This window comes from Paenibacillus sp. BR1-192, from assembly GCF_029542445.1.
Classification (GTDB): Bacteria; Bacillota; Bacilli; order Paenibacillales; family Paenibacillaceae; genus Paenibacillus_AQ; species Paenibacillus_AQ lautus_A.
Window position 1 is genome coordinate 4,689,483 of the sequence record NZ_CP120718.1, and the last position, 21,251, is coordinate 4,710,733.

The 21,251-nt window shown below is 52.3% G+C and carries 14 protein-coding genes and 4 pseudogenes; 1 reads left to right on the top strand and 17 read right to left on the bottom strand.

What is annotated here, in order from left to right; translation table 11 throughout:
- Nucleotides 1–87: 87 nt before the first annotated feature.
- The 8 genes and pseudogenes from ymfI to uxaC all read right to left on the bottom strand — a co-directional run bounded on the left by ymfI (nucleotide 88) and on the right by uxaC (nucleotide 10,162).
- Complete coding sequence (gene ymfI, locus P0X86_RS20950) at nucleotides 88–858, bottom strand: elongation factor P 5-aminopentanone reductase (RefSeq protein WP_036659259.1); 771 nt, start codon at nucleotides 856–858, stop codon at nucleotides 88–90.
- Nucleotides 858–2,138 (bottom strand): EF-P 5-aminopentanol modification-associated protein YfmH, encoded by a 1,281-nt coding sequence (gene yfmH / locus P0X86_RS20955; RefSeq protein ID WP_277746378.1) that lies wholly within the window; start codon nucleotides 2,136–2,138, stop codon nucleotides 858–860. Before yfmH ends, ymfI begins: the two co-directional genes overlap by 1 nt.
- A 3-nt stretch (nucleotides 2,139–2,141) precedes the next feature.
- Entirely contained in the window at nucleotides 2,142–3,422 is a 1,281-nt protein-coding gene (gene yfmF, locus P0X86_RS20960; RefSeq protein ID WP_096774486.1) for an EF-P 5-aminopentanol modification-associated protein YfmF, read from the bottom strand.
- 123 nt (nucleotides 3,423–3,545) lie between these two features.
- A complete protein-coding gene (gene sleB, locus P0X86_RS20965) occupies nucleotides 3,546–4,358 on the bottom strand; it encodes a spore cortex-lytic enzyme (RefSeq protein ID WP_277746379.1) in 813 nt (270 codons plus the stop codon).
- A gap of 193 nt (nucleotides 4,359–4,551) precedes the next feature.
- Nucleotides 4,552–5,662 (bottom strand): annotated as a pseudogene (locus tag P0X86_RS20970) (glycoside hydrolase family 88/105 protein).
- 45 nt (nucleotides 5,663–5,707) lie between these two features.
- A pseudogene (locus P0X86_RS20975) lies at nucleotides 5,708–7,221 on the bottom strand (UxaA family hydrolase).
- Nucleotides 7,214–8,734 (bottom strand): tagaturonate reductase, encoded by a 1,521-nt coding sequence (locus P0X86_RS20980; RefSeq protein ID WP_277746380.1) that lies wholly within the window; start codon nucleotides 8,732–8,734, stop codon nucleotides 7,214–7,216. The pseudogene P0X86_RS20975 and the gene P0X86_RS20980 overlap by 8 nt, the downstream one beginning before the upstream one ends.
- Before the next feature lie 3 nt (nucleotides 8,735–8,737).
- Nucleotides 8,738–10,162, bottom strand: a complete 1,425-nt coding sequence (uxaC, locus tag P0X86_RS20985; protein WP_277746381.1) for a glucuronate isomerase — start codon at nucleotides 10,160–10,162, stop codon at nucleotides 8,738–8,740.
- Between the two features lie 190 nt (nucleotides 10,163–10,352).
- Here uxaC and P0X86_RS20990 point away from each other — a divergent pair, with 190 nt between their 5' ends.
- The gene (locus P0X86_RS20990) at nucleotides 10,353–11,216 is read left to right on the top strand and encodes a helix-turn-helix transcriptional regulator (RefSeq protein ID WP_015736289.1); all 864 of its coding nucleotides are present in this window, start codon (nucleotides 10,353–10,355) and stop codon (nucleotides 11,214–11,216) included.
- A gap of 80 nt (nucleotides 11,217–11,296) precedes the next feature.
- Here the strand turns inward: P0X86_RS20990 and P0X86_RS20995 are convergent, their stop codons facing one another.
- The 9 genes and pseudogenes from P0X86_RS20995 to dpsA all read right to left on the bottom strand — a co-directional run bounded on the left by P0X86_RS20995 (nucleotide 11,297) and on the right by dpsA (nucleotide 21,216).
- A complete protein-coding gene (locus tag P0X86_RS20995; RefSeq protein WP_277746382.1) occupies nucleotides 11,297–13,942 on the bottom strand; it encodes an FtsK/SpoIIIE family DNA translocase in 2,646 nt (881 codons plus the stop codon).
- Between the two features lie 61 nt (nucleotides 13,943–14,003).
- On the bottom strand, nucleotides 14,004–14,246 hold the full coding sequence (locus P0X86_RS21000) for a YlzJ-like family protein (RefSeq protein ID WP_277746383.1): 243 nt from the start codon (nucleotides 14,244–14,246) through the stop codon (nucleotides 14,004–14,006).
- The gene (locus P0X86_RS21005; RefSeq protein ID WP_090908232.1) at nucleotides 14,243–15,019 is read right to left on the bottom strand and encodes a ClpP family protease; all 777 of its coding nucleotides are present in this window, start codon (nucleotides 15,017–15,019) and stop codon (nucleotides 14,243–14,245) included. Before P0X86_RS21005 ends, P0X86_RS21000 begins: the two co-directional genes overlap by 4 nt.
- 268 nt (nucleotides 15,020–15,287) lie before the next feature.
- Nucleotides 15,288–16,967 carry a ribonuclease J gene (locus P0X86_RS21010; RefSeq protein WP_009594732.1) on the bottom strand — a complete coding sequence of 560 codons (1,680 nt, stop codon included), beginning with the start codon at nucleotides 16,965–16,967 and terminating at the stop codon, nucleotides 15,288–15,290.
- Between the two features lie 225 nt (nucleotides 16,968–17,192).
- Nucleotides 17,193–18,074 (bottom strand): 4-hydroxy-tetrahydrodipicolinate synthase, encoded by an 882-nt coding sequence (gene dapA, locus P0X86_RS21015; protein ID WP_277746384.1) that lies wholly within the window; start codon nucleotides 18,072–18,074, stop codon nucleotides 17,193–17,195.
- Between the two features lie 109 nt (nucleotides 18,075–18,183).
- The gene (gene dapG / locus P0X86_RS21020) at nucleotides 18,184–19,398 is read right to left on the bottom strand and encodes an aspartate kinase (protein ID WP_015736294.1); all 1,215 of its coding nucleotides are present in this window, start codon (nucleotides 19,396–19,398) and stop codon (nucleotides 18,184–18,186) included.
- Nucleotides 19,399–19,528: 130 nt separating this feature from the next.
- Nucleotides 19,529–19,735 (bottom strand): annotated as a pseudogene (locus P0X86_RS21025) (Asd/ArgC dimerization domain-containing protein); the annotation flags it as partial.
- Entirely contained in the window at nucleotides 19,728–20,318 is a 591-nt protein-coding gene (locus P0X86_RS21030) for a dipicolinate synthase subunit B (RefSeq protein WP_009594715.1), read from the bottom strand. The gene P0X86_RS21030 and the pseudogene P0X86_RS21025, both read right to left, overlap by 8 nt.
- A pseudogene (gene dpsA / locus P0X86_RS21035) lies at nucleotides 20,319–21,216 on the bottom strand (dipicolinate synthase subunit DpsA).
- Nucleotides 21,217–21,251 lie beyond the last annotated feature (35 nt).

Consider the following 21,251-nt stretch of genomic DNA (forward strand, 5'->3'; position numbering starts at 1 on the left):
TGGTGGCAATTCAGATTTAAAGTAACAATAGTAATATGTCCCCGTAACCAATACCTTATGAGTGGTGAATTGCACCACGAACGAGATCTAGGTCACCCATCCTCCGTTCGGGCTGATCACTTGCCCGGTAATGTAGCCCGACTCGGGCAGCGCCAAAAAATACACCAGCGACGAAATCTCATCCGGCTGCGCCAATCGGCCGACCGGAATTTCATCCTCCAGCATGCGAATTTCATCCGACTCCAGATGCCCCAGCATGGACGTATCGACCGCACCGGGCGCCACGGCGTTCACCGTTACGCCTGACGGGGCAAGCTCCTTCGCGAGGGCCTTCGTAAAGGCGTTAACGCCGCCTTTGCTTGTCGAATACAATACCTCGCAGGAGGCTCCGGATAACCCCCAGATCGAGGATACATTGATGATCCTGCCAAAGCGCTGGGAAACCATGCGCCCCATAAAAGCCTGGGAACACAGAAACATCCCGCGCAGGTTAATGGACATCAAAGTATCCCACTGCTCTTCCGTCACGTCGGACAAAAGCCCGTAATGGGACACGCCCGCGTTGTTAACCAGAATATCCGGCTCCATACCATGACTCTGCAGTTTCTCTTTCATCCGTAATATCTGCTCTTTGTCGCGCAGGTCGGCGGATACGGTTAATACCTTGGCTCCATAAGCCATGCAGCGGCGGGCTACTTCGTTGGCCGCTTCGTGCGAATTCATGTAGTGGATGACCACATTCATGCGGACCGAGGCAAAGCGTTCGGCGACAGCCGCCCCTATGCCTCTGCTTGCACCCGTAATCAATACCGTCATTTCCCCGATCGGCTTCAATTCTCTTCCCATGCCTTGCTTCATTACGGACTCACGACGATCGATACAGCCAGCTGGTTCCAATCGACATGCTCCTGCAGGCGGCGGTTGACATCCTCCAGGGTGATGGATTCATAAACCGGCAAAACGTTGAAGAAATCGGCGCCGCGGAACTGATAGCGAGTAAATTCATGGGCAATGTTTTCCGGGGAATTGAGCATGCGCAAGTATCCGCCCATTTTCTTCTTGCGGGCCCGTTCAAAGTCCGAGGCTTGGAATCCGGATGCCTTTAGCTTATCCACCTCGGTACGGATGCGCTCCAGCAGTTGATCCGGATCCTTCGTGTCCCCGCCAACCGCGGAGAACGCATACTGGGGCGAGCTGTTATATTCATGACCGAAGCTGTCGGAGATCAAATCCTCATCGTACAGCTTCTGATACAACTCCGTACTGGAGCCAAACAGGAGATCCATCATCAGCTTGGTCGTCAGGTCGCGGCGCAGCTGCTCATCGGCCGATAAACCCACCTGCTTCTCCTTGAAGCCGAACAGGCATTTCGGCAGCGATACGGCCAAGCGGCTCTCCCTCCGCTTCTCTTCGACCCCCTGCGGTTCCGGATCGAATAAACGCTCAATGGAACCTTGTTTGTCGTACGATTTTCGGGCTTGGTTCGATCGGATCAGGTTCATCGTTTCCTCGGGATCGACGCCGCCCACCACGAACAGCAGCATGTTGCTCGGGTGATAGAACGCATTGTAGCACGTATACAGATCTTCTTTCGTAATCGTCCCGATGGATTCCACCGTGCCGGCGATGTCGATATGCACCGGATGCACCTTATACATCGCTTCGATCAGTCCGAAGTACACGCGCCAATCCGGGTTGTCTTGATACATGTTGATTTCCTGGCCGATGATCCCTTTTTCCTTCTCCACGTTCTGGTCGGTAAAATATGGATTCTGCACGAAATCGATCAGCGTCTCCAAATTTTCATGAATGTTCTCCGTGGCCGAGAAGAGGTACACGGTCTGATCAAAACTGGTAAAGGCGTTCGCAGAGGCGCCATTGGAAGCAAACTTGGCAAAAATGTCGCCTTCCGGCTCCTCAAACATTTTGTGCTCGAGAAAATGCGCAATTCCGTCCGGAACCCGGGTCTCGGACTCGCCTTGGACCTTGAAATGGTTATCGACCGAACCGTACTTGGTTGCGAAGGTCGCATAGGTTTTCTGGAAGCCGGGTTTAGGCAGCACATACACGTGCAAACCGTTATCCATCACTTCGTAATACAGCATTTCCTGCAGGTTGTCATAATGAATGCTCTCCACCGGCTATTCCTCCTTTTGACCTTTCAGGAAATAGATCGTATCCAGGGAAAATGCCGAAGCCGCCTGCTTCACATCGTCCACTGCAATGCCCTCGACCTGCTTCAGCAGCTCATCCGGCGTACGTTCCCGTCCCGACAGCGTGCGGTTAAAATCATACGCAATCATCTCGAAGGCCGAATCCTGCATTTCTTTGATCACGTTGCGGATCATGGCTTTCGTCTGGGTCATTTCGATGTCCGAGATGGCACCCTTGGCCATGTCATCGAGCTGTTGGCGAATGATGTCGACCGCCTTCTCGAAATTTTGTACCTCGATCCCGGACTGGATGGTAGCAATCCCTTTATGACCGTCATATCGGGAGGAAGCGTAATACGCCAGGCTTTCCTTCTCCCTCACGTTAACAAACAGCTTCGAATGCGGATACCCTCCCAAAATCCCGTTATACAGGAGCGCAGCGGCATATTCATCATCTCCGTACGTAATCGTGCTTCGAAGGCCCATGTTGAGTTTGCCTTGATTGATGTCCAGCTTCTCCACGACCGTCTGCGTCTCGTTAGCGGCCCTCCGCGTGATAGAAGGAACATAATCCCTGCTTTCCGTCCGATTCAGTTTAAAATGCTCCTCGACAAGCGTCTTCACCTCATCCAGACTCGTATCGCCAACCACGTACAAATCCAAAACGGACTCTTGGAGCCATTTCTGATAAGATTCATACAAGCCCTCCGGCGTGATGCCGTCAAGGTCCTTCCGCTCTCCGAGCGGATGCAATCGGTACGGCTCGTTCTTGCACATAACCTCAATGCAGCGCTCGGCGGCATAACGGATCTTATCGTTTACGATAGACTCCAGCTTCTTGCGGACCGTGTCGCGCTCGGTCTGCACGTAAGATTTGCGGAATGCGCCATTCTCCAGCACAGGCTGGGTGAATGCCTCGCCCAGAAAAGCAAATGAGGAGCGGAGCAGGCTCTCAGGGCTCTTAACAAAAGAGTCATTGATCGTGTCCATGCGGAAGTGCACGATCTGATAATCGCCGCGCTTATACACGTCAAAGCCAAACCCGGCGCCGTACAGCTGCTCCAGCTGCTCGCGGAATGCTCTGGTTTCCGGGTAAGAAACCGTCCCTCTGCGCAGTACAAAAGGCGTAAGCGCGGTCGAGGTTACGGTTTCCTCCGCTAACGGGCTTCCGGCGTAAAGCGATATCGCAAATGTCTTGAATCGGTTTGTCGGCAACACGTGAATCCGTATCCCTCCGGCAGTACCGTGTTCAAATTCCGTTTTCGTCAAGGTCCATATCCCCTTACATCATGGATTGTCGTTGCCATAATTTACTTCATAGATAACTTACATTCTAACCCATCGCAAAGTGAAGAAGCAACCGAAGACAGGCCCCGGTTGCCGTTGGTTGAGCTACATACAGAAGATATGTTGACCGATGGTTTTGACTTGAGGACGCGTCCAAATCCATGGCGAGGTGGCTGTTTTCGGATTGAAGTAGTACAAGCATCCTCCTGTAGGATCCCAGCCGTTCAGCGCCTGCTCCACCGCTTTTCGAGCCTGGGCGTTCGGCTCCAGCCATATTTGGCCGTCAGCGACCGCGGTAAATGCTCTCGGCTCGAATATAACCCCATGCGGCGTGTTCGGGAAGCTTGGCGATTTCACCCGGTTGAGAATAACGGCCGCTACGGCGACCTGTCCTTCAAACGGCTCTCCGCGCGCTTCGCCGTAAACGGCATTCGCCATGATTCTCAAATCATTGTCGGACAGGCCCATAGTATTCGATGAGGCTAAGTTGTTATTTCCTTGATTAGTACCGCCGCCGTTTCCGCCAGCACCGGCCGCTGCACCTCCGCCTTCATGAAGCTTCGGAGCGATCGGACGGAAATCCTTGGTGGCGTTATACAGTTTCAGTTTGACCTTCGGCCCCACGATGCCGTCCACCTTCATGCCGAACTCGGATTGGAACCACTTGACGGCGCCTTGGGTCTTGGAACCGAACACGCTGTCGATTTTGCCGTGATAAAAGCCTAGGTGCTTCAGTCGCCCTTGCAGCTCATACACGTCTTCGCCGGTGGAACCGAATTTGATGGTCTGCTGGCTAAAGGTCGGCAAAGCTTCCTGTAGACTCGAACTGTGATCCGCTTTCAGCCTTCCCTGGGCGAAGACGACGGCAGATAACAGTATCGCAATGCTGATCAGAATCCAGATTCTTGAGTTTTTCATGCTGCGCTCTACCTTTCTCTTGTGGTTTAACAAGCCTCGCTACCGTTATTATGACAAGCCTGCCAATATCCTATGCACCTATTCCCTGAGGACGGCATGAGCGCAGAAGATCCTATAAGCGCAAAGAGAGCTGCTCCTATGAGGGAACAGCTCCTTAAATGTTCTGTATCAGTTGCAGCGTTCAAACACGCTTTCATCCGTCGCTTCTGCCTAGCTCTACGCACGCCATGACCAACGCTCCGACGCCATGAAGGTCATTTTCGCATTGCTGCCTTTCCACATAATGCTTGTAATCGCCTACTCCCGTGCCGATGCAGATGTGGGGCATGACCAAATGTCCCTTGTCATTGCGATATACGGATTGGACCAGGCCTTGATATCCCTGTCTTGCATACGTCATAAAAGAAGGATCCAGATAACCCAGACGGACTCCTTTTGCCAAGGTATAGGTGAAAAGACTGGAGCAGGAGGTTTCGAGCCAATTGTCCTCCCGCCCCCTTTGTCCACAACCTGATGCCACAGACCGGTAGCCGGATCCTGATAACGCACCAGCGCTTCGCTTAATTCACGTAGCGCGGCAGCCAGCTCTTCCCTCGCCGAATGATGCCCAGGCAGTAAATCGAGGAACTCGACAAGCGACAGCGCATACCAGCCTATGGCGCGTCCCCAAAATTCCGGAGATTGCCCGCTGACCGGATCCGCCCAGGGCATCGTTCGGCTCTCGTCCCAAGCATGATAATACAAACCGGTAGCCTCATCCTTGGTATGGGAGCGCATCAGCTTCTCCTGGAACAATACCTCGTCAAATAAATGCGGCTCGTTATACTGTCTCGCATAGTTCATCGTAAATACGCCGCCCATATACAGTCCGTCCAGCCACATCTGGTATGGATACCGGTCCTTATGCCAATAGCCGCCTTCAGTGGTCCGGTTCAGCGTGGACAGCAAGCGGAGCAGTTTATCTGCTGCGGCCCTGTAGCGGTATTCGGGAAACACAGCATCCAATTCCATCAGGAGCAGGCCCGCTTGAACGGAATCCAGCTCCCCCGCTCCAGCAGCAGGTTGCCGTTAGCGTCCACCAGATGATCAACATAGCCTTTGATATAATTCAAAAACTTGGCGTCCCCGTTAAATTTCCACAATTGAGACAACCCAACCAAAAATACGCCCTGATGGTAATGCCACCTGCCTGCAGGCGGAAGCTGCTCGGGCAAATACGTTTCCATGATCGATTGGCACGCCATGGCGGCGAGTTCTATTGGTAACAAAGCGGACTGTGCCTGCTGCTGTACGGGATTGGACATACGTGCTCCTCCTCTTTCTAATCAATTACTAAAAAGCGATTGAATTTATAGAATAACGCCATCCTTGAAAATGGATATTTCCCGAAAGCCGTTCCGTTCATTTTGCGTCTTCTCAACGCCTGAGGCCAAATGAACGATGACCTCCAAGAGTTCCGCATGAAGCTCATCCATGCTTTTGCCCTCCAGCAGAGCTCCCGCATTATAATCGATCCAATGCTTTTTACGTTTGGCTAGCTCGGAATTGGTCGCGATTTTGACGGTTGGTACAGGCCCCCCAAACGGCGTCCCCCTTCCGGTCGTGAACAGCACGAGGTGGGCGCCGGCTGCAGCGAGTGCCGTAACCGATACGAGGTCATTGCCCGGCCCCTCGATCAGGTTCAGTCCCGGCTTCGAAGTTCTTACGCCGTAACGGAGCACATCGGATACGGTTGCAGTCCCCCTTTTTGGGTGCATCCCAGCGATTTCTCCTCTAAGGTCGTGATGCCGCCGTCTTTATTCCCGGGAGACGGATTTTCATAGATTTCCTGTCCATGCGAGACGAAATATTGTTTAAAGTTGTTGATGAGCAAGGTGATATCCTGGAACACCTGCTCGTCGGCAGCCCGATCCATCAGGATCGTTTCGGCTCCGAACATCTCTGGCACTTCCGTTAGAAGAGCGGTGCCTCCATAGGCGGTAATCGTATCCGCGATGCGGCCCGCCAGCGGATTGGCCGTAATGCCCGAGAGGCCGTCCGACCCGCCGCATTTCAGCCCGATCTTCAGTTTGGAGAGAGGAACCTCCGTTCTTTTGAATGTCTCCGCATATTCCACGAGCTCGGATATAAGGGACAACCCTTCCTCCAATTCGTCCTCCATGTCCTGGGCACGCATATATTTGATCCTATTCCCGTCCTGCTCCCCGATCATGGCCTGCATTTGATCGATCTGATTGTTCTCGCAGCCGAGCCCGATAATGAGCACCCCTGCGGCATTGCCATGCTGAGCCAGGGAGGATAATAGGCGCTGGGTATGGCTCAGATCATCTCCGAGCTGCGAGCAGCCGTAAGGATGCGGAAAATGATAAATCCCATCAATCCCTCTCCCTTGAAACTGCTGACCTGCCATTCGTGCCAGCAGCTCGCAGGTTTTATTAATGCAGCCGACGGTGTTGATGATCCAGATTTCGTTGCGGATTCCAACCTCGCCGTTCGGTCTGACATATCCTTGGAACGTTGACGAGCCGTGGCTGGCAGCTGAAGGCTCAAGCCCTTGTTTCGCGTTTGGCTTATACTGATACTCTACTTCACCGGAGAGACCTGTTTTCAAATTGTGGGTATGAATCCAGGTCCCCGGCAAAATGGCTTCCTTCGCCAGACCGATCGAATAACCGAATTTGAAAACATGGCTACCCGCCTCAATCCACCGCAGAGCCACCTTATGACCCTTCGGGACGTCCTCCGTTAATTCGATGGCATGCTCCTTCCCGTTCAAGATCCCGATGGCATGTTCTCCTGCCGACAAAGGACGAAGCGCAATGCCGACATCATCCTTGCTGTGAAGTATGACGATGTCACTCATGTGTGTTGTTCAGCTCCATTTCTTCGATATAACTGCTTATCGTTTCATGAAGAGCGGGAATTTGGTTCAGATCCTCGCCCCATATCCTCTGGTTACCAAGAATGGAGGCCACAAGCTGACGTATAGTCCACTCCCCGCCGTCTACCTTTTGCCAAGCTTGCTGCAGTGTCATCAGGTTATCCGGATCATCTCTTAACGGCAGCCGTTCACCATCAAGTCGCGTGCCGTACCGTTGCCCCTCTTTCGTGCCGATATGATACAGACGGATCAAGGAAGCCAATCCAAGAGTAATGGTGCTTGGCATCTCATTATGCATTTTGATATATTCCTTTAAGCTCGGCAGAACCCGAACCCTAAATTTGGACATGCTGTTCATGGCGATGTCCTGCAGCCTGTGCCGAATGAAGGGGTTGCCGAACCGCTCCCACACGGTTGCGGCATATGCTGCAACCTCTTCCGGCGGGAGGGGCACCCCCGGGACGATCTCCTCGAGCATCGCGTTTCGGATGCGGTCACCCCATTCAGGACTTTCCGTCATCTCCTTCACTTCGTTCAAGCCATGGAGCAGGCCTATCGAAGCCATAAGGGTATGCGTTCCATTCAAGATCCTTACTTTTCTAACCTGATACGGAGTCAGATCGGATACCCAGCTTACCTGAAGGCCCGCCGACCGTAGAGGCAGTCTGGACTCCAGTGACGGATCGCCCTCAATCGCCCAGAAATAATAGGGCTCGGCCGTGTTGAGCAATCGATCCTGATGACCCCATTTGTTAAAATAACGCTCCGCTTCTTCCGGATAACCGGTTACGATCCGGTCTACAAGCGAGTTCAGGAACAGATTATGCTCCGCCACCCAGCTCTGAAAGGCGGGCGAAAGCCCCCAATCCTGGGCATGCCGCAAAACAATGGATCGCAAGATATCCCCGTTTCGTTCCAGAAGCTCGCAGGGCAATATCATCAAGCCCCTGTCCGGAGAGCCTTCATAATGCTTATAACGCCGGTACAGCAGCATGGTCAGCTTGCCGGGATACGACAACACCGGTTCGTCCGGATTCCATTCACTGCGCTGATAATCGAGGCCCGCCTCGGTGGTATTGGAAACGATGATATCCAGGGAATCCAACTCGGCGATCCTTAAGAAGTTCTCCCATTCCGCATAGGGATCCACGATCTTCGAGAACACCGGAATCCACTGCTCCTCCTCAACTTTTCGTCCATCCTGCAGACCTCGGGTCAGCAGGCCGTATATCCCTTCCTGTTCCCGCAGTTGCTCCAGCTTGGGCCTTCCGCCGGGTCTTGGCTGACTGACCGCGACGCTCCCTTGAAACAGCCCCTGCCGGTTGCATTCATAGATCATCCAATCGAAAAAGCCCCTGAGAAAATTACCTTCGCCGATTTGCAGCACCTTCACGGGGAAGTTCAACATCTCCGAGTCCTGGCGTATATCCTGCTGCTGGAGAAACTTCCGTCCGACCAACTTCAACGATCCGCTTCGGTCCGTGCTCGTACCCATGGTTTATCTCCCTTCCGTCTGGCCAAACCGGAAATAACGCTCGGCGTTGTTGTAACAGATATCCTGCACGATGCCTCCGAGCCACGGAAGATCATCCGGCGCTTCGCCCCGCGTAACCCACTCGCCGAGAAGATTGCAAAGAATACGGCGGAAATACTCATGCCGGGTGTAAGACAAAAAACTTCTGGAATCCGTCAGCATCCCGACGAATCGGCTCAACAGGCCCATATTGCCGAGTTTGCTCATCTGCTCGACCATGCCGTCTTTGGTGTCGTTGAACCACCACGCCGAGCCGAACTGGATTTTGCCCGGAATGCCGTCTCCTTGAAAACTCCCGATCAGTGCTGCAAGGATATCGTTATCTCTGGGGTTGAGCGAATAGAGTATCGTTCTCGGAAGCGCCGACTCTTGATCGAGCCGATCCATCAGCTTAACGAGCGGTACGGCGATCGGACTATCGTGAATCGAATCATAACCGGTATCCGGACCCAATTGTCGGAACATCCTTGTGTTGTTGTTGCGTTGGGCATTGATATGGAACTGCATGACCCAGCCGAGCCTTGCGTAGACACGGCCGAGATGAAGCAGCGTATGCGTCTTGAACTGTTCTTCTTCTTCCCGGGAAACCCTCTCCCCTTGAAGCGCTTTCAAGAAAATGTCGCCCGCCTGCGCCTCGCTGACCTCTCGATAAGGCACGTAATCCAGCGCATGATCGGATACCCTGCCGCCAACCGAATGGAAAAATTCCGCCCGCTGCTCCAGCGCTGCCAGAAATGCCGGATAATCCGCTATCTCGATCCGGCTTCGCTCGGCGAGCAACTTCACCCAAGGAACGAACGTCTCCCGGTTAATCTCCAGCCCCTTGTCCGGACGGAACGACGGGAGCATCTGAAATCCGGCATCGCCTTCCTCTGCCAGCTTGATATGATATTCCAGGCTATCCGCCGGGTCATCCGTCGTACACACGACCTTCACGTTGCTTGACGTAATCAACCCCCTGGTCGTAAAATCATGTTCCTGTAGACGCTTGTTTGCCGCCTCCCAAATTCGCGGAGCAGTCTTTTCCTGAATGATATCCGATATGCCGAACAGCCTTTGCAGCTCCAAATGCGACCAATGGAATAAGGGGTTGCCAATCGTCATCGGCACGGTGCGGGTCCAAGCCAAGAAGCGGTCATAATCGTTCACGCCCGGCCCTCCCGTGATGTAGGCCTCTTCCACGCCTGCAGCACGCATCGCCCGCCATTTATAGTGGTCACCGTTGATCCAGGCTTCCGTTAAGTTCTCGAACCGGTGATTGTCAACGATCATTTGCGGACTCAAATGACAGTGGTAGTCGATGATTGGCATGGCTTTAGCATAATCGTGGTATAAGATGCGAGCAGTCTCGTTATGAAGCAAAAAATGTTCATCCATAAAAGGTCTCATGATTTCACCGTCCGTTTCTGTAGATTATCTACTATGTTACGGCATCATCAGTTGGATTTCTTCACGTTTATTGCGAATATAGAGGATTATTCAACATATCTTGCTTTGTTTTGCAAGAAGAAGTTGATACAATATAGCTGTATATATTGAAAAAGCTCCAAGATGTTATGATCTGAACGAAGCGGGGGCGATTGTCATATCCAGCGAAACCCATACCGTATCCTACGGAGAAGAAGAAGGCGAATTTTACTATCATCGCATTCACCGCACAAAGCCCTTTGAACGGAATAACCATTATCACGGAACTTACGAAATCTACTATTTGGTTTCGGGAGAACGCCATTATTTTATCAAAGAGAAGCTGTACTCCATACGGGCGGGGGACCTGATTCTCATCAATAAATTCGATGTCCATAAAACCTCGGGCCATGGAGACCCGGAGCATGAGCGTATCGTCATTAATTTCAGCGATTCCTTTCTCGGTAAAGGCCATCCCTTGCTGGCATCGGGATTGCTCGGCATGTTTAACCAGGATCGGCCGCTGCTGCGTTTAACCGTGCCGGAGCAGGCCATCATCATGCAAATTCTGAATAAAATGGCCGATGAGATCCGGGAACGCTCCGCTTCGTATGAGCATATGCTGCAGGTGCTGCTTACGGAGTTATTAATCAAAACCTATCGATTAACCCATTCCGCCTCGCTGCCTGCCAACGTCTCCATGAATCCGCTCCATCAGAAAATCACGGACGTGGTGAAGTTTATTCACGTCCACTACGCAGACAAAATCACGCTGCAGGGATTATCCGAAACCTTCTACATCAGTCCGTTCTACCTGTCCCGGATCTTCAAAGAGATTACGGGCTTTACCATCATTAATTACCTCAACCTCACCCGGATTCGCGAGGCGCAGCGCCTGCTGACGGATACGGATCTGAAAATCGTGGACATCGCCGAATCGATCGGCTTCGAAAGCCTCACCCATTTTGACCGGACCTTCAAAAAAATCATGAACATGACGGCAAGCCAATATCGCAAAATCAACAGCGTCCCCTGAACATGCAAAAAAGGAAGCGAGCCACCAGGAGTCCAGGTTTACTAGCTTCCTTTTTTAGTTGTGATCATACAATGAGTCGCTTAGCTGATTCGATTCTGCTGCTGCTGATATTGCTCGATGGACATCAGCACTTCCCGCGGCTTGCTGCCCTCATAAGGACCGATCACCCCGCGCGCTTCCATGGAATCGATGAGGCGGGCGGCACGGGTGTAGCCAACACGCATTCTCCGCTGCAGCAGCGATACGGATGCCTGCTTAGCTTCCAATACGATGGTCACCGCCTGTTCATACAACTCATCTAATTCTTCTTCGTCCGCGCCTGCAGATTCCTCTATTTCAGGCACCAACGACTCGTCATACTCCGCTTGTCCTTGATCCCGGACAAAATCCACGATGTTCTCGACCTCATGATCACTCATGAAGGCTCCCTGAACGCGGATTGGCTTGGAGGAACCCATCGGCATAAACAGCATGTCCCCGCGGCCAAGCAGCTTCTCGGCGCCCGCCATATCCAGAATGGTTCGGGAATCGACCTGCGAAGACACGCCAAAGGCAATACGCGACGGGATGTTCGCTTTAATGACCCCGGTGATAACGTCGACCGACGGACGCTGCGTCGCGATAATCAGATGGATTCCGGCTGCACGCGCCATCTGGGCCAATCGAGTAATCGCATCCTCCACGTCGTTGGCCGCAACCATCATCAAATCGGCCAACTCGTCCACGATGACAACGATATACGGCAATACCGCAGGCAGATTATCCTTCATCAGATTGTTGTAGCCCTCAATATTCCGCGTTCCCGACTTGGAGAACAGCTCATACCGCTTCTCCATCTCCACGACGATTTTCTTAAGCGCTAAGGAGGCCCGCTTCGGGTCGGTTACCACCGGCGCCATCAAATGCGGAATCCCGTTATAGACATTGAGTTCGACCATCTTCGGATCGACCATCAGGAACTTAACCTCATCCGGCTTCGCTTTATACAGGATGCTGGTAATAATGCCGTTGATGCATACGGATTTACCGGAACCCGTGGCGCCTGCAACTAGGAGATGGGGCATCCGTGCCAAATTACCGACAATCGTCTGACCCGAAATATCGCGGCCGAACGCGATCGACAGCTTCGATTCCGCGTCCTGGAACGTCGGCGTTTCCATAACCTCTCGCATGGTGACGAGCGAAACTTCATTGTTCGGCACTTCGATCCCGATGGCGGACTTGCCTGGAATCGGCGCCTCCATCCGAATATCCTTGGCCGCAAGCGCGAGTGCGATATCATCGGTCAGATTCACGATCCGGCTGACCTTGACGCCGATGTCCGGCTGAATTTCATAGCGGGTTACCGACGGACCCCGGACAACCTCCAGAACCTTGGCCCGAACGCCAAAGCTTTCCAGCGTGGCCTCCAGCTTTCGCGCTGTCTGCATGTAATCGTTCTGGTCTCCACCCTTGCCGCCGTTGTTCGGTTTGGACAGCAGCCGGAACGGAGGCAGCTTGTACGGCTTGGGCGGCGGAGCCGGAGGCGCTGCCGGTGCCGATCCTTCTTGCCCCTCAGTATCCGCCATAACAGCTGAATTCGCCTCGCCGTTCAGCGTCTCTGGGTCAACCATGGCATCCGAATTTGATGCCGCGTTCCCCGAAGGGTTCTCATGTGCCGGAGGCATCACCGCTTCGTGATCGTCTTGATCGTCATCCAATCGACCTTCTTGCTTCACCTGCTCGAAGAAATCACGAATAATCGGCGAAGAAGGTACAGGATCCGGTGCAGCAAATGCAGCATTCGTCCCCTCCTCCGATTGATCCGCTCGGCTGAACAGGACGACCTCGCCCTCATCATGCTCACCATGTCCGTTGCCAACCGTAAATACCGGAGCCGATTCATCCATAACATCCTCTGCCTCTTCTGCGGCTTCGTTCCGCTTGTTGCCCTTGGAACCAAACAGTTGGAAGAATTGCGGCGCTTTACGCTTCGGCAGCCGCATGCCTTCCATATCGTCGAGGTCATCGTCTTCATCCAGATCCTCCGGCAGCTGTATGCGTTGCTCCTTGGCGTTTGCCTTCGCCGCCGCCTTTGATTTCGTCTGCTGGCTGTTCATTTTCTTTTGGATTCGTTCCCCGGCTTTCACAATCCTGACGCGGAACATCCGCATTAAATCAACATAGGACAAATTCGTAATCAGCATGAAGCTGATAAACAGCATGACAATCACAATCAACTTTGCCCCGATGCTGCCAAACAGCATCAACAAGAGGGCAAACTGCAAGGCTCCAACATAACCCCCGCTGATATCCCGGCCCATGACAGGATGACGTCCGTCATCCGCCCCGGCATGAAGGAGCTCACCCTGCAAATCACTATGTATCTGGCTCATCGCACTCGATGCATTCAATTGTCCGATCGGAGCCAATTTGGACTCCAGACCTGCAATACTGCTCATTAAGGTGAGCGATAATACCAGGAGAAGGACACCGGTACGCCTGCTGTTCCACCGTTTGGGCCATTTCCGGTGAATCATCACCATTAACCCGTAATAAATGCCGATTAGGGGGATGATAAAATAATACTTACCCAGCAGATATCCCGACATCTTGGACAGGGAACGCCCCACCGGTGCTTCTCCGGATAACGCGATGACCGAGAGTGTCATCAATACAATTCCATAAATTTCATATTTCAATACGGCTGCAAAGGCTGCCTTCTTCTTTCTTTTCCGCTTTGCCAAATGTGTCACCCCCGAATCCATATTATAGCATAATATTCGGTGGCGTACCTATGTTCTGTTTTCAGCCTTTAGCCTCATTTTCGACGGTCGGAATATAGCGAATCATGGTCCCTGGCGCGTAGCGCGGGTTCAAGTAATCTTGAAGCCCGCAATCCAATAAACGAACGATTTTCGCCTGATCTTCCGTTACAGGCTTCACTTCCATCAAAATGCCATCGACTCGAACTTCCCTGGACATGACCTCCTGCTCCACTTGAAGGAGCCCGGTCGTCGGATCCAAGGGCATGACGCTGTACCAAGTCATTGCGTAATCCCCCCGGGCTGAATCGTTTTACGCTCGGCGATCATGCTGTTCAGTCGGCTTAATGCCTGTCCGATTCCACCCACTTCGTTCATAAGGCCATACTTTACTGCGTCTGCACCCGAAACCGCAGTACCGATATCCCTGTTCAATTCGCCGGTCTTGAACATCAGATCCTTGAACTGTTCCTCCGTGATCCCCGAGTGGCTAGTCACAAAGCGCACGACGCGTTCCTGCATTTTCTCCATGTATTCGAAGGTTTGCGGCACGCCAATGACTAACCCGCTCATGCGAATCGGGTGAATCGTCATCGTTGCGCTCTCCGCGATAATCGAATGGTCTGCGGCTACAGCGATAGGCACGCCGATGCTATGACCGCCTCCTATGACAACCGTTACCGTCGGTTTGCTGAGAGATGCAATCATTTCCGCAATGGCAAGCCCTGCTTCCACATCGCCGCCAACGGTATTCAAAATGATCAAGAGTCCTTCGATTCGCGGATTTTGCTCGGCTGCCACTAGCTGTGGAATCATATGCTCGTATTTGGTCGTTTTATTTTGCGGCGGCAGCACGAGATGACCCTCGATTTGCCCAATAATCGTCATGCAAAAGACGTTGGATTCTCCGCCGGTCGGAAGCCCCGTCTGTCCTAGCTGCTGAATGGTTTCCGTCACGGCCGCTTTCTTGCCTTCCTCGGTCGGAACGACCGGAGGCGCCTCCGTCTCGCCGGTCCACCCCGCTTTTCTGTTGCCCGTCATCCGTTGATCGTTGTCCATCGCGCATCCCTGCCTTTTTATTCTTAATGTCTAGCTGCTGCAACAAACACATAGCTAACCCTTAGTATGGCAAATGACGCGGCTTTTTTATGCTTATGCAGAGCATTCGGCATTAGGCCTTGCCCATAACAAACAAATAACTCCTGCCGAACCAATCGGGAGAAGTTTCATGATTTCCATATAAAAAGCCCCTCTTTCGCGGAAACCGTCCAATTATTACCTGCGAAAAAGGGGCGACTGTGTGCCTGATTTATTGTATTGTCTCGTATCAGACTTCCATGATGATCGGCAAGATCATCGGTCTGCGACGTGTTTGTTCATACAAGAAGCGTCCCAAAGCGTCTTTCACGCTGGTCTTCAGTGACGCCCATTCATTCACGTTTTCGCTCATCAGCTTCTGAAGCGTGCTGGAAACGATACGGTTGGCTTCATCTAAAAGCCCTTCGGATTCTCGTACGTATACGAATCCACGGGAAATAATATCGGGACCGGAAACGATGGAGCCGTTTTGTTTGCTCAACGTAACGACAACGACCAGAATTCCGTCCTGGGACAGAAGCTTGCGGTCGCGCAGTACGATGTTCCCTACGTCCCCGACGCCAAGTCCGTCAATCAGCACATTGCCGGCGGTCACTTTGCCGGCTTTGCGGGCCGAGCCGCCTTGAATCTCCACAATTTCTCCGATATCGGTAATAAAGATGTTGTCCGGATCCACGCCAACGGATTCCGCAAGCAGGGCATGACGGCGCTGCATCCGGTACTCGCCATGGACAGGGATGAAAAATTGCGGTTTCATCAGATTCAGCATCAGCTTAAGCTCTTCCTGGCTACCGTGACCCGACACGTGGACGCCCGAATTGGATCCGCTGTAAATGACGTCTGCTCCAAGACGGAACAACTCATCGATCGTACGACCCACGTACTTCTCATTTCCAGGTACTGGAGTCGCTGCGATGATGACCGTATCTCCCGGCAGAATGTCCACCTTGCGGTGGGTGGAACGTGCCATGCGCGTGAGCGCTGACATCGGTTCTCCCTGACTGCCTGTACACAATACGACAACGCGGTCCGCTGCCATTTTATTTACCTCTTCGGGTTCGATCAGCATGCCGTCCGGAATGTGCAGGTATCCAAGCTCTGCGGCAATGGATACAACGTTAACCATGCTTCTGCCGATTACCGTTATTTTGCGTCCGGTGGACTCGGCTGCGTTGACAACCTGTTGAATGCGGTGTACGTTCGATGCAAACGTTGCAACTACAACCCGCTGCTCGGCTTTGCGGAAGATGTCTTCCAGCACGATGCCTACGTTTTTCTCGGAAGGCGTAAAGCCGGGGCGCTCTGCGTTTGTACTGTCCGACAGAAGTGCCAATACTCCCTTGCTTCCGATCTCAGCCATACGCTGCAGATCCGCATACTGGTCATTGACCGGAGTATGGTCAAATTTAAAGTCCCCCGTGTGCACCACATTGCCTTCCGGCGTTTCGATACAGATCCCCACGGAATCCGGAATGCTGTGATTGGTTTTGAAGAAGGTCGCTTTCAATGTGTTTCCGAGTTGAACTTCCGAATCCGCATGGATCAGAATCCGTTTCGTCTCACCAAGCAAATTCGCTTCTCTGAGCTTGTTTTCCACCAATCCGAGCGTCAATTTCGTTCCGTATACAGGAACGTTCAAGTGTTTCAATACGTAAGGGAGGCCGCCGATATGGTCCTCGTGACCGTGAGTCAGCAAAATCCCTCTCACTTTGTCGCGATTTTCCGTTAAATAGCTAATATCAGGAATAACAATATCAATCCCAAGCATATCTTCTTCTGGGAACTTCAATCCCGCATCCACGACAACGATGTCGCCTGCATACTGGATGACATACATGTTCTTCCCGATTTCACCGACGCCGCCCAAGGCAAAAATCGATAGTTTATCGCTGCTTATTTTCTTAGACAAATGTATCTAACCCTCCTATAGTTTTGGACGTCGTACCATTGTTATATTAAATTTCAAAAAAATACCGCACCCAGTCACTTGAATTCATTATACATGATGAAAAAGTGAAAACACAAGTCAGCCACCTTCGTGAGCCATAGGATGCCCAGAATCAAAAGGGTTTAAAACGAAGAAAGCCACCGCCTTCGATGAAGGCAGTGGCCCTGAAAATAGGTAAGCGGCAGCTTACAAGGAAGACAGCATATTACGGATAAAAGCAGCCTCGTTCTCGCTTGGAGCAACGAGCGGCAGGCGAACCCCGCCGACTTGATAGCCGCGTTCGTTCAAAGCGAATTTTACCGCCGCAGGATTCGGAAGCGGGTCAGGACATTCAAAGAGGCCTTTGAACAGCGGGAATAAGGATTGATGAAGCTTGGCAGCTTCCTTCACGTTCCCCTCCACGTAGGCTTCGATCATGTCCTTCATGCGGGCACCTGCAATATGGCTGGCCACGCTTACGATTCCATAAGCACCTACCGACAATGCAGGCAATGCCGCGGAATCGTCGCCGGAATATACAATGAATCCTTCGGGAGCACCTGCGGCAATGCCGGTAACCTGGTCAATCGAAGCGCATTCCTTGGTCGCAACGATGTTCGGAATTTGTGCCAGCCTTAACGTGGTGGACGTGCTTAGGCTGATGCCCGTTCTTCCAGGCACATTATACAGCATGACGGGCAAGGAGGTTGCCTCGGCAATCGCCTTAAAATGCTGGTAGAGTCCTTCCTGGTTCGGCTTGTTGTAGTAGGGTGCAACAAGCAAAATGCCGTCGACGCCGCAGCTTTCGGCATTTTTCGTCAATTCCGCGGAATGTGACGTATTGTTGCTGCCGGTGCCCGCGATGATCTTGCTCCGTCCGCCCGCCTGTTTCACAGCGAACTTAAACAATTCAAGCTTTTCGTCTTCGCTAAGCGTTGGCGATTCGCCGGTCGTTCCAGCAATGACCAGGGAATCCGACTTCTGTTCCACAATCAGGTGCTCAATCAATCTCGCAGTCTCGTCCCAATTGATCTGGCCGTTCTGATCAAAAGGGGTTACCATAGCCGTAATCAGTCTTCCGAAATCCACAATGATTCCTCCTTAAAGCATTCCCGCGCGGGAATGCTTCCTTCGTAAGTAATCTTATCTATATTATTTCCTATCAAACGCTTTAAGGGAATATCCGTCTTTAGTAACTTTATCGGTGAAGCTCAAATTTATGATGAAGTGCGCGCAGCGCTTGAGCCATATCCTCTTTTTTAACCAGTACCCATATCGTCGTATTCGAATCCGCGGATTGCAGAATCGGAATGTCGTGCTCGCTCAAGGATTCCACGATTTTGGCCATGATGCCCGGAACGCCGTTGATGCCGCCGCCAATGACGGACACTTTGGCACAGCCGGATAAGCTTTTCGGTTTCAGGTCCAGGCTCTGCAGCACTTCGATCGCCTTCTCCGAATCGCTGTCAAACACCGTATAAAGCACTCCGGTAGGGGTAACATTAATAAAGTCCACGCTGATGGAATGCTCGGCCATCGATTTAAATACCTTCAGTTGAAGACCTTCCGTGCGATCGCATTCCACCGAGATTTGCGTTATGTTGCTTACATAGGCAACTCCCGTCACAAAGCGGTCCACGATTCCGGATTGAATATCTCTGAAGCCTTCAGGCTGGGTTACCAGCGTGCCCTCATTATCCGAGAAGGTCGACCGCACTCTGACCGGAATTTGGGATTGCATGGCAATCTCAACCGCTCTAGGATGAATGACCTTTGCCCCTTGATGAGCCATGTTGCAAATCTCCGTGTAACTTACGTAACTAAGCGGCTTCGCATCCTCGACGATGCGGGGATCCGCCGTTAGAATGCCGTTGACATCCGTGTAGATATCTACCATTTCAGCGCGAAGCGCGGCACCGAGCGCTGTAGCCGAAGTATCGCTTCCGCCTCTGCCCAGCGTGGTAAAGTCGCCGGAATCGGTCTGCCCCTGGAAGCCTGTTACGATGACAACCTGATGACTCTCCAACTCTTTCAAAACCCGTTCAGGTTTTACGTCCTTGATACGTGCATTTCCGAAGTGATCGTCTGTGAGAAATCCGGCTTGTGCACCCGTCAGCACCGTTGCGGTTATCCCCTCATGCTGAAGGAGACTGCACAGCGTTGAAGCCGAGATAATTTCACCGCAGCAGAGCAGCAGATCCCGTTCTCTGTCTGGAAGCGCGTTTCCGTTATGCCCGATCCAGTCCAGGAGCGTGTCTGTCGCATAAGGCTCCCCTCTGCGTCCCATAGCCGATACGACCACGACCAATTGGTAGTGATTGGCCAGTTCACGCTGGATGTGCCCAATAACATGGGTTCTTGCTTGCGGTGTAGACAATGAGGTGCCGCCGAATTTTTGAACTAAGATGCGCATAAAATATTCCTCCGTTTATATATGCCCAGGAGACGTAAATTGCGGGCCGACCGACTGAAACGGCCGGCTATTAAGCCTGGCCGTTCCGTTGTTGATGATGATTTCTGCGATTTGCACAGCATTTCCATGCTGCACCCTTCAGAAGAGATCTAGCGATGAACTCCAGATCATAGTCCTTCTTGAATTCAACGTACATGGATTTCGAATGCCCGTTAACGACCGGGATGCGTACACTAGCAGCCGTCACTTCAATGGATTCGTCGCCCATCATTTTTTTGGTCTCGCGGACCATCTTCATTTCTTCCAGGGTATAACCGTTCTCTGTAATTTTATCGAGAATATTCAACGATCATCGGCTGGAGCTGTTTCCCTTCCAATGCCGCATAACAAGCTTCCGGAATCAGATTCATTTTGGCGACAAGCGAGTTCGGTTTCTGCTGCGGATTATCCTGTCCGTAAGGGACGAAATATATGTTTTTGGTAACCAGCAGCTTCGCGATATTGGCCGCATTCAGCCCAAGGCCGTCATTCGTTGAGATCGCCAGCACCAGCGGTCTGCAATTTCTCATCTGCGCCTTGGCTGCCATTAAGACAGGACTGTCAGTCATCGCATTGGCCAGCTTGCTGGTCGTGTTTCCCGTGCAAGGGGCGATAACCAGGACGTCAAGCAGCTTGGATGGGCCCAGCGGTTCCGCCTCCACAATTGTAGAAATAATATCATTCCCGGTTATATCTTTCAACTGTTTCTGCCAATTTTCCGATGTGCCGAATCGGGTATCGGTCGTCATGATGGTGCTCGATACAATCGGCACCACATTCGCTCCCCCGTCTTTGAATCGCTGGATCTGCGGCATCACTTCTTCGAGTGTGCAGTGCGATCCTGTCAGGGCATAACCCACTGTAATTCCATTCCAATTCATTTACGCATCCCCCCGAATCTTGATTTCTTCAGAAATCAGCTCCACCAGCGTGTTGGCCATGATGATGCCGGCTGTTTTTGGAGCCACGATTCCGGGTAGTCCGGGTGCGAGCATGGCTTTGATACCCCGTTTCTCGGCATAGCGAAAATCGCATCCGCCGGGTGCGGAGGCAAGGTCAATAATGACAGCCTCCCGAGGCATTTTCGAGATGATTTGTGCTGTGACTATCATAGTTGGAATCGTGTTAAAAAGCAAGTCAATATCCGACACATAAGAACCCAGATCCCTTACCAGGAAGGGCTTCCAGCCCATTTCCTCAGCTCTTGCGTAGTGCTCCGATTTACGTACCCCCATCCGAATTTTGGCACCCAGTCCCTTGCAGGCTGCGAGCCATTGTAAATCCGGTCCGTCCCATGCCGAGCACCATGCTTGTAGATCCGTGGATCGTAAAATCCGTGTTTTGGATCGCCATCATGAGTGCGCCTTCGGCGGTCGGAATGGAATTATAAATAGCCACATCGTCCCTCTCCAATATCTCTACCAGCTTGATCTTATATTTGTCACATAGCGAGCGCAAATAGGGTTTCGCCATGCCTGTATAGATCACTCCATGTCCGGGCATCGCCGCGATATGTTCTTCCTGCAGTCGCAGCGGCCCTTCCGAGAATAGCGCGCTGACACGTCCCTCATCATCACATCCCACTACAGGCAGGATCAGAGCATCGGCGTCCGATAACAGCTCTGGCGTAAGCGGCTCGCGAGTCACTCCCTGAAAAGAATCCTGCAGTTTCTCAAACCCGGCGATCATGACGGAGGCATCCATCTCAGCGCATTTGCGAATCACTTCAATTTGCCTTGCGTCTCCTCCAACAAAGACGGTTCGGACTCCAGTCAGCATGGAAGGCCTCGCTCCTTTCTTCAAACCAACGTATA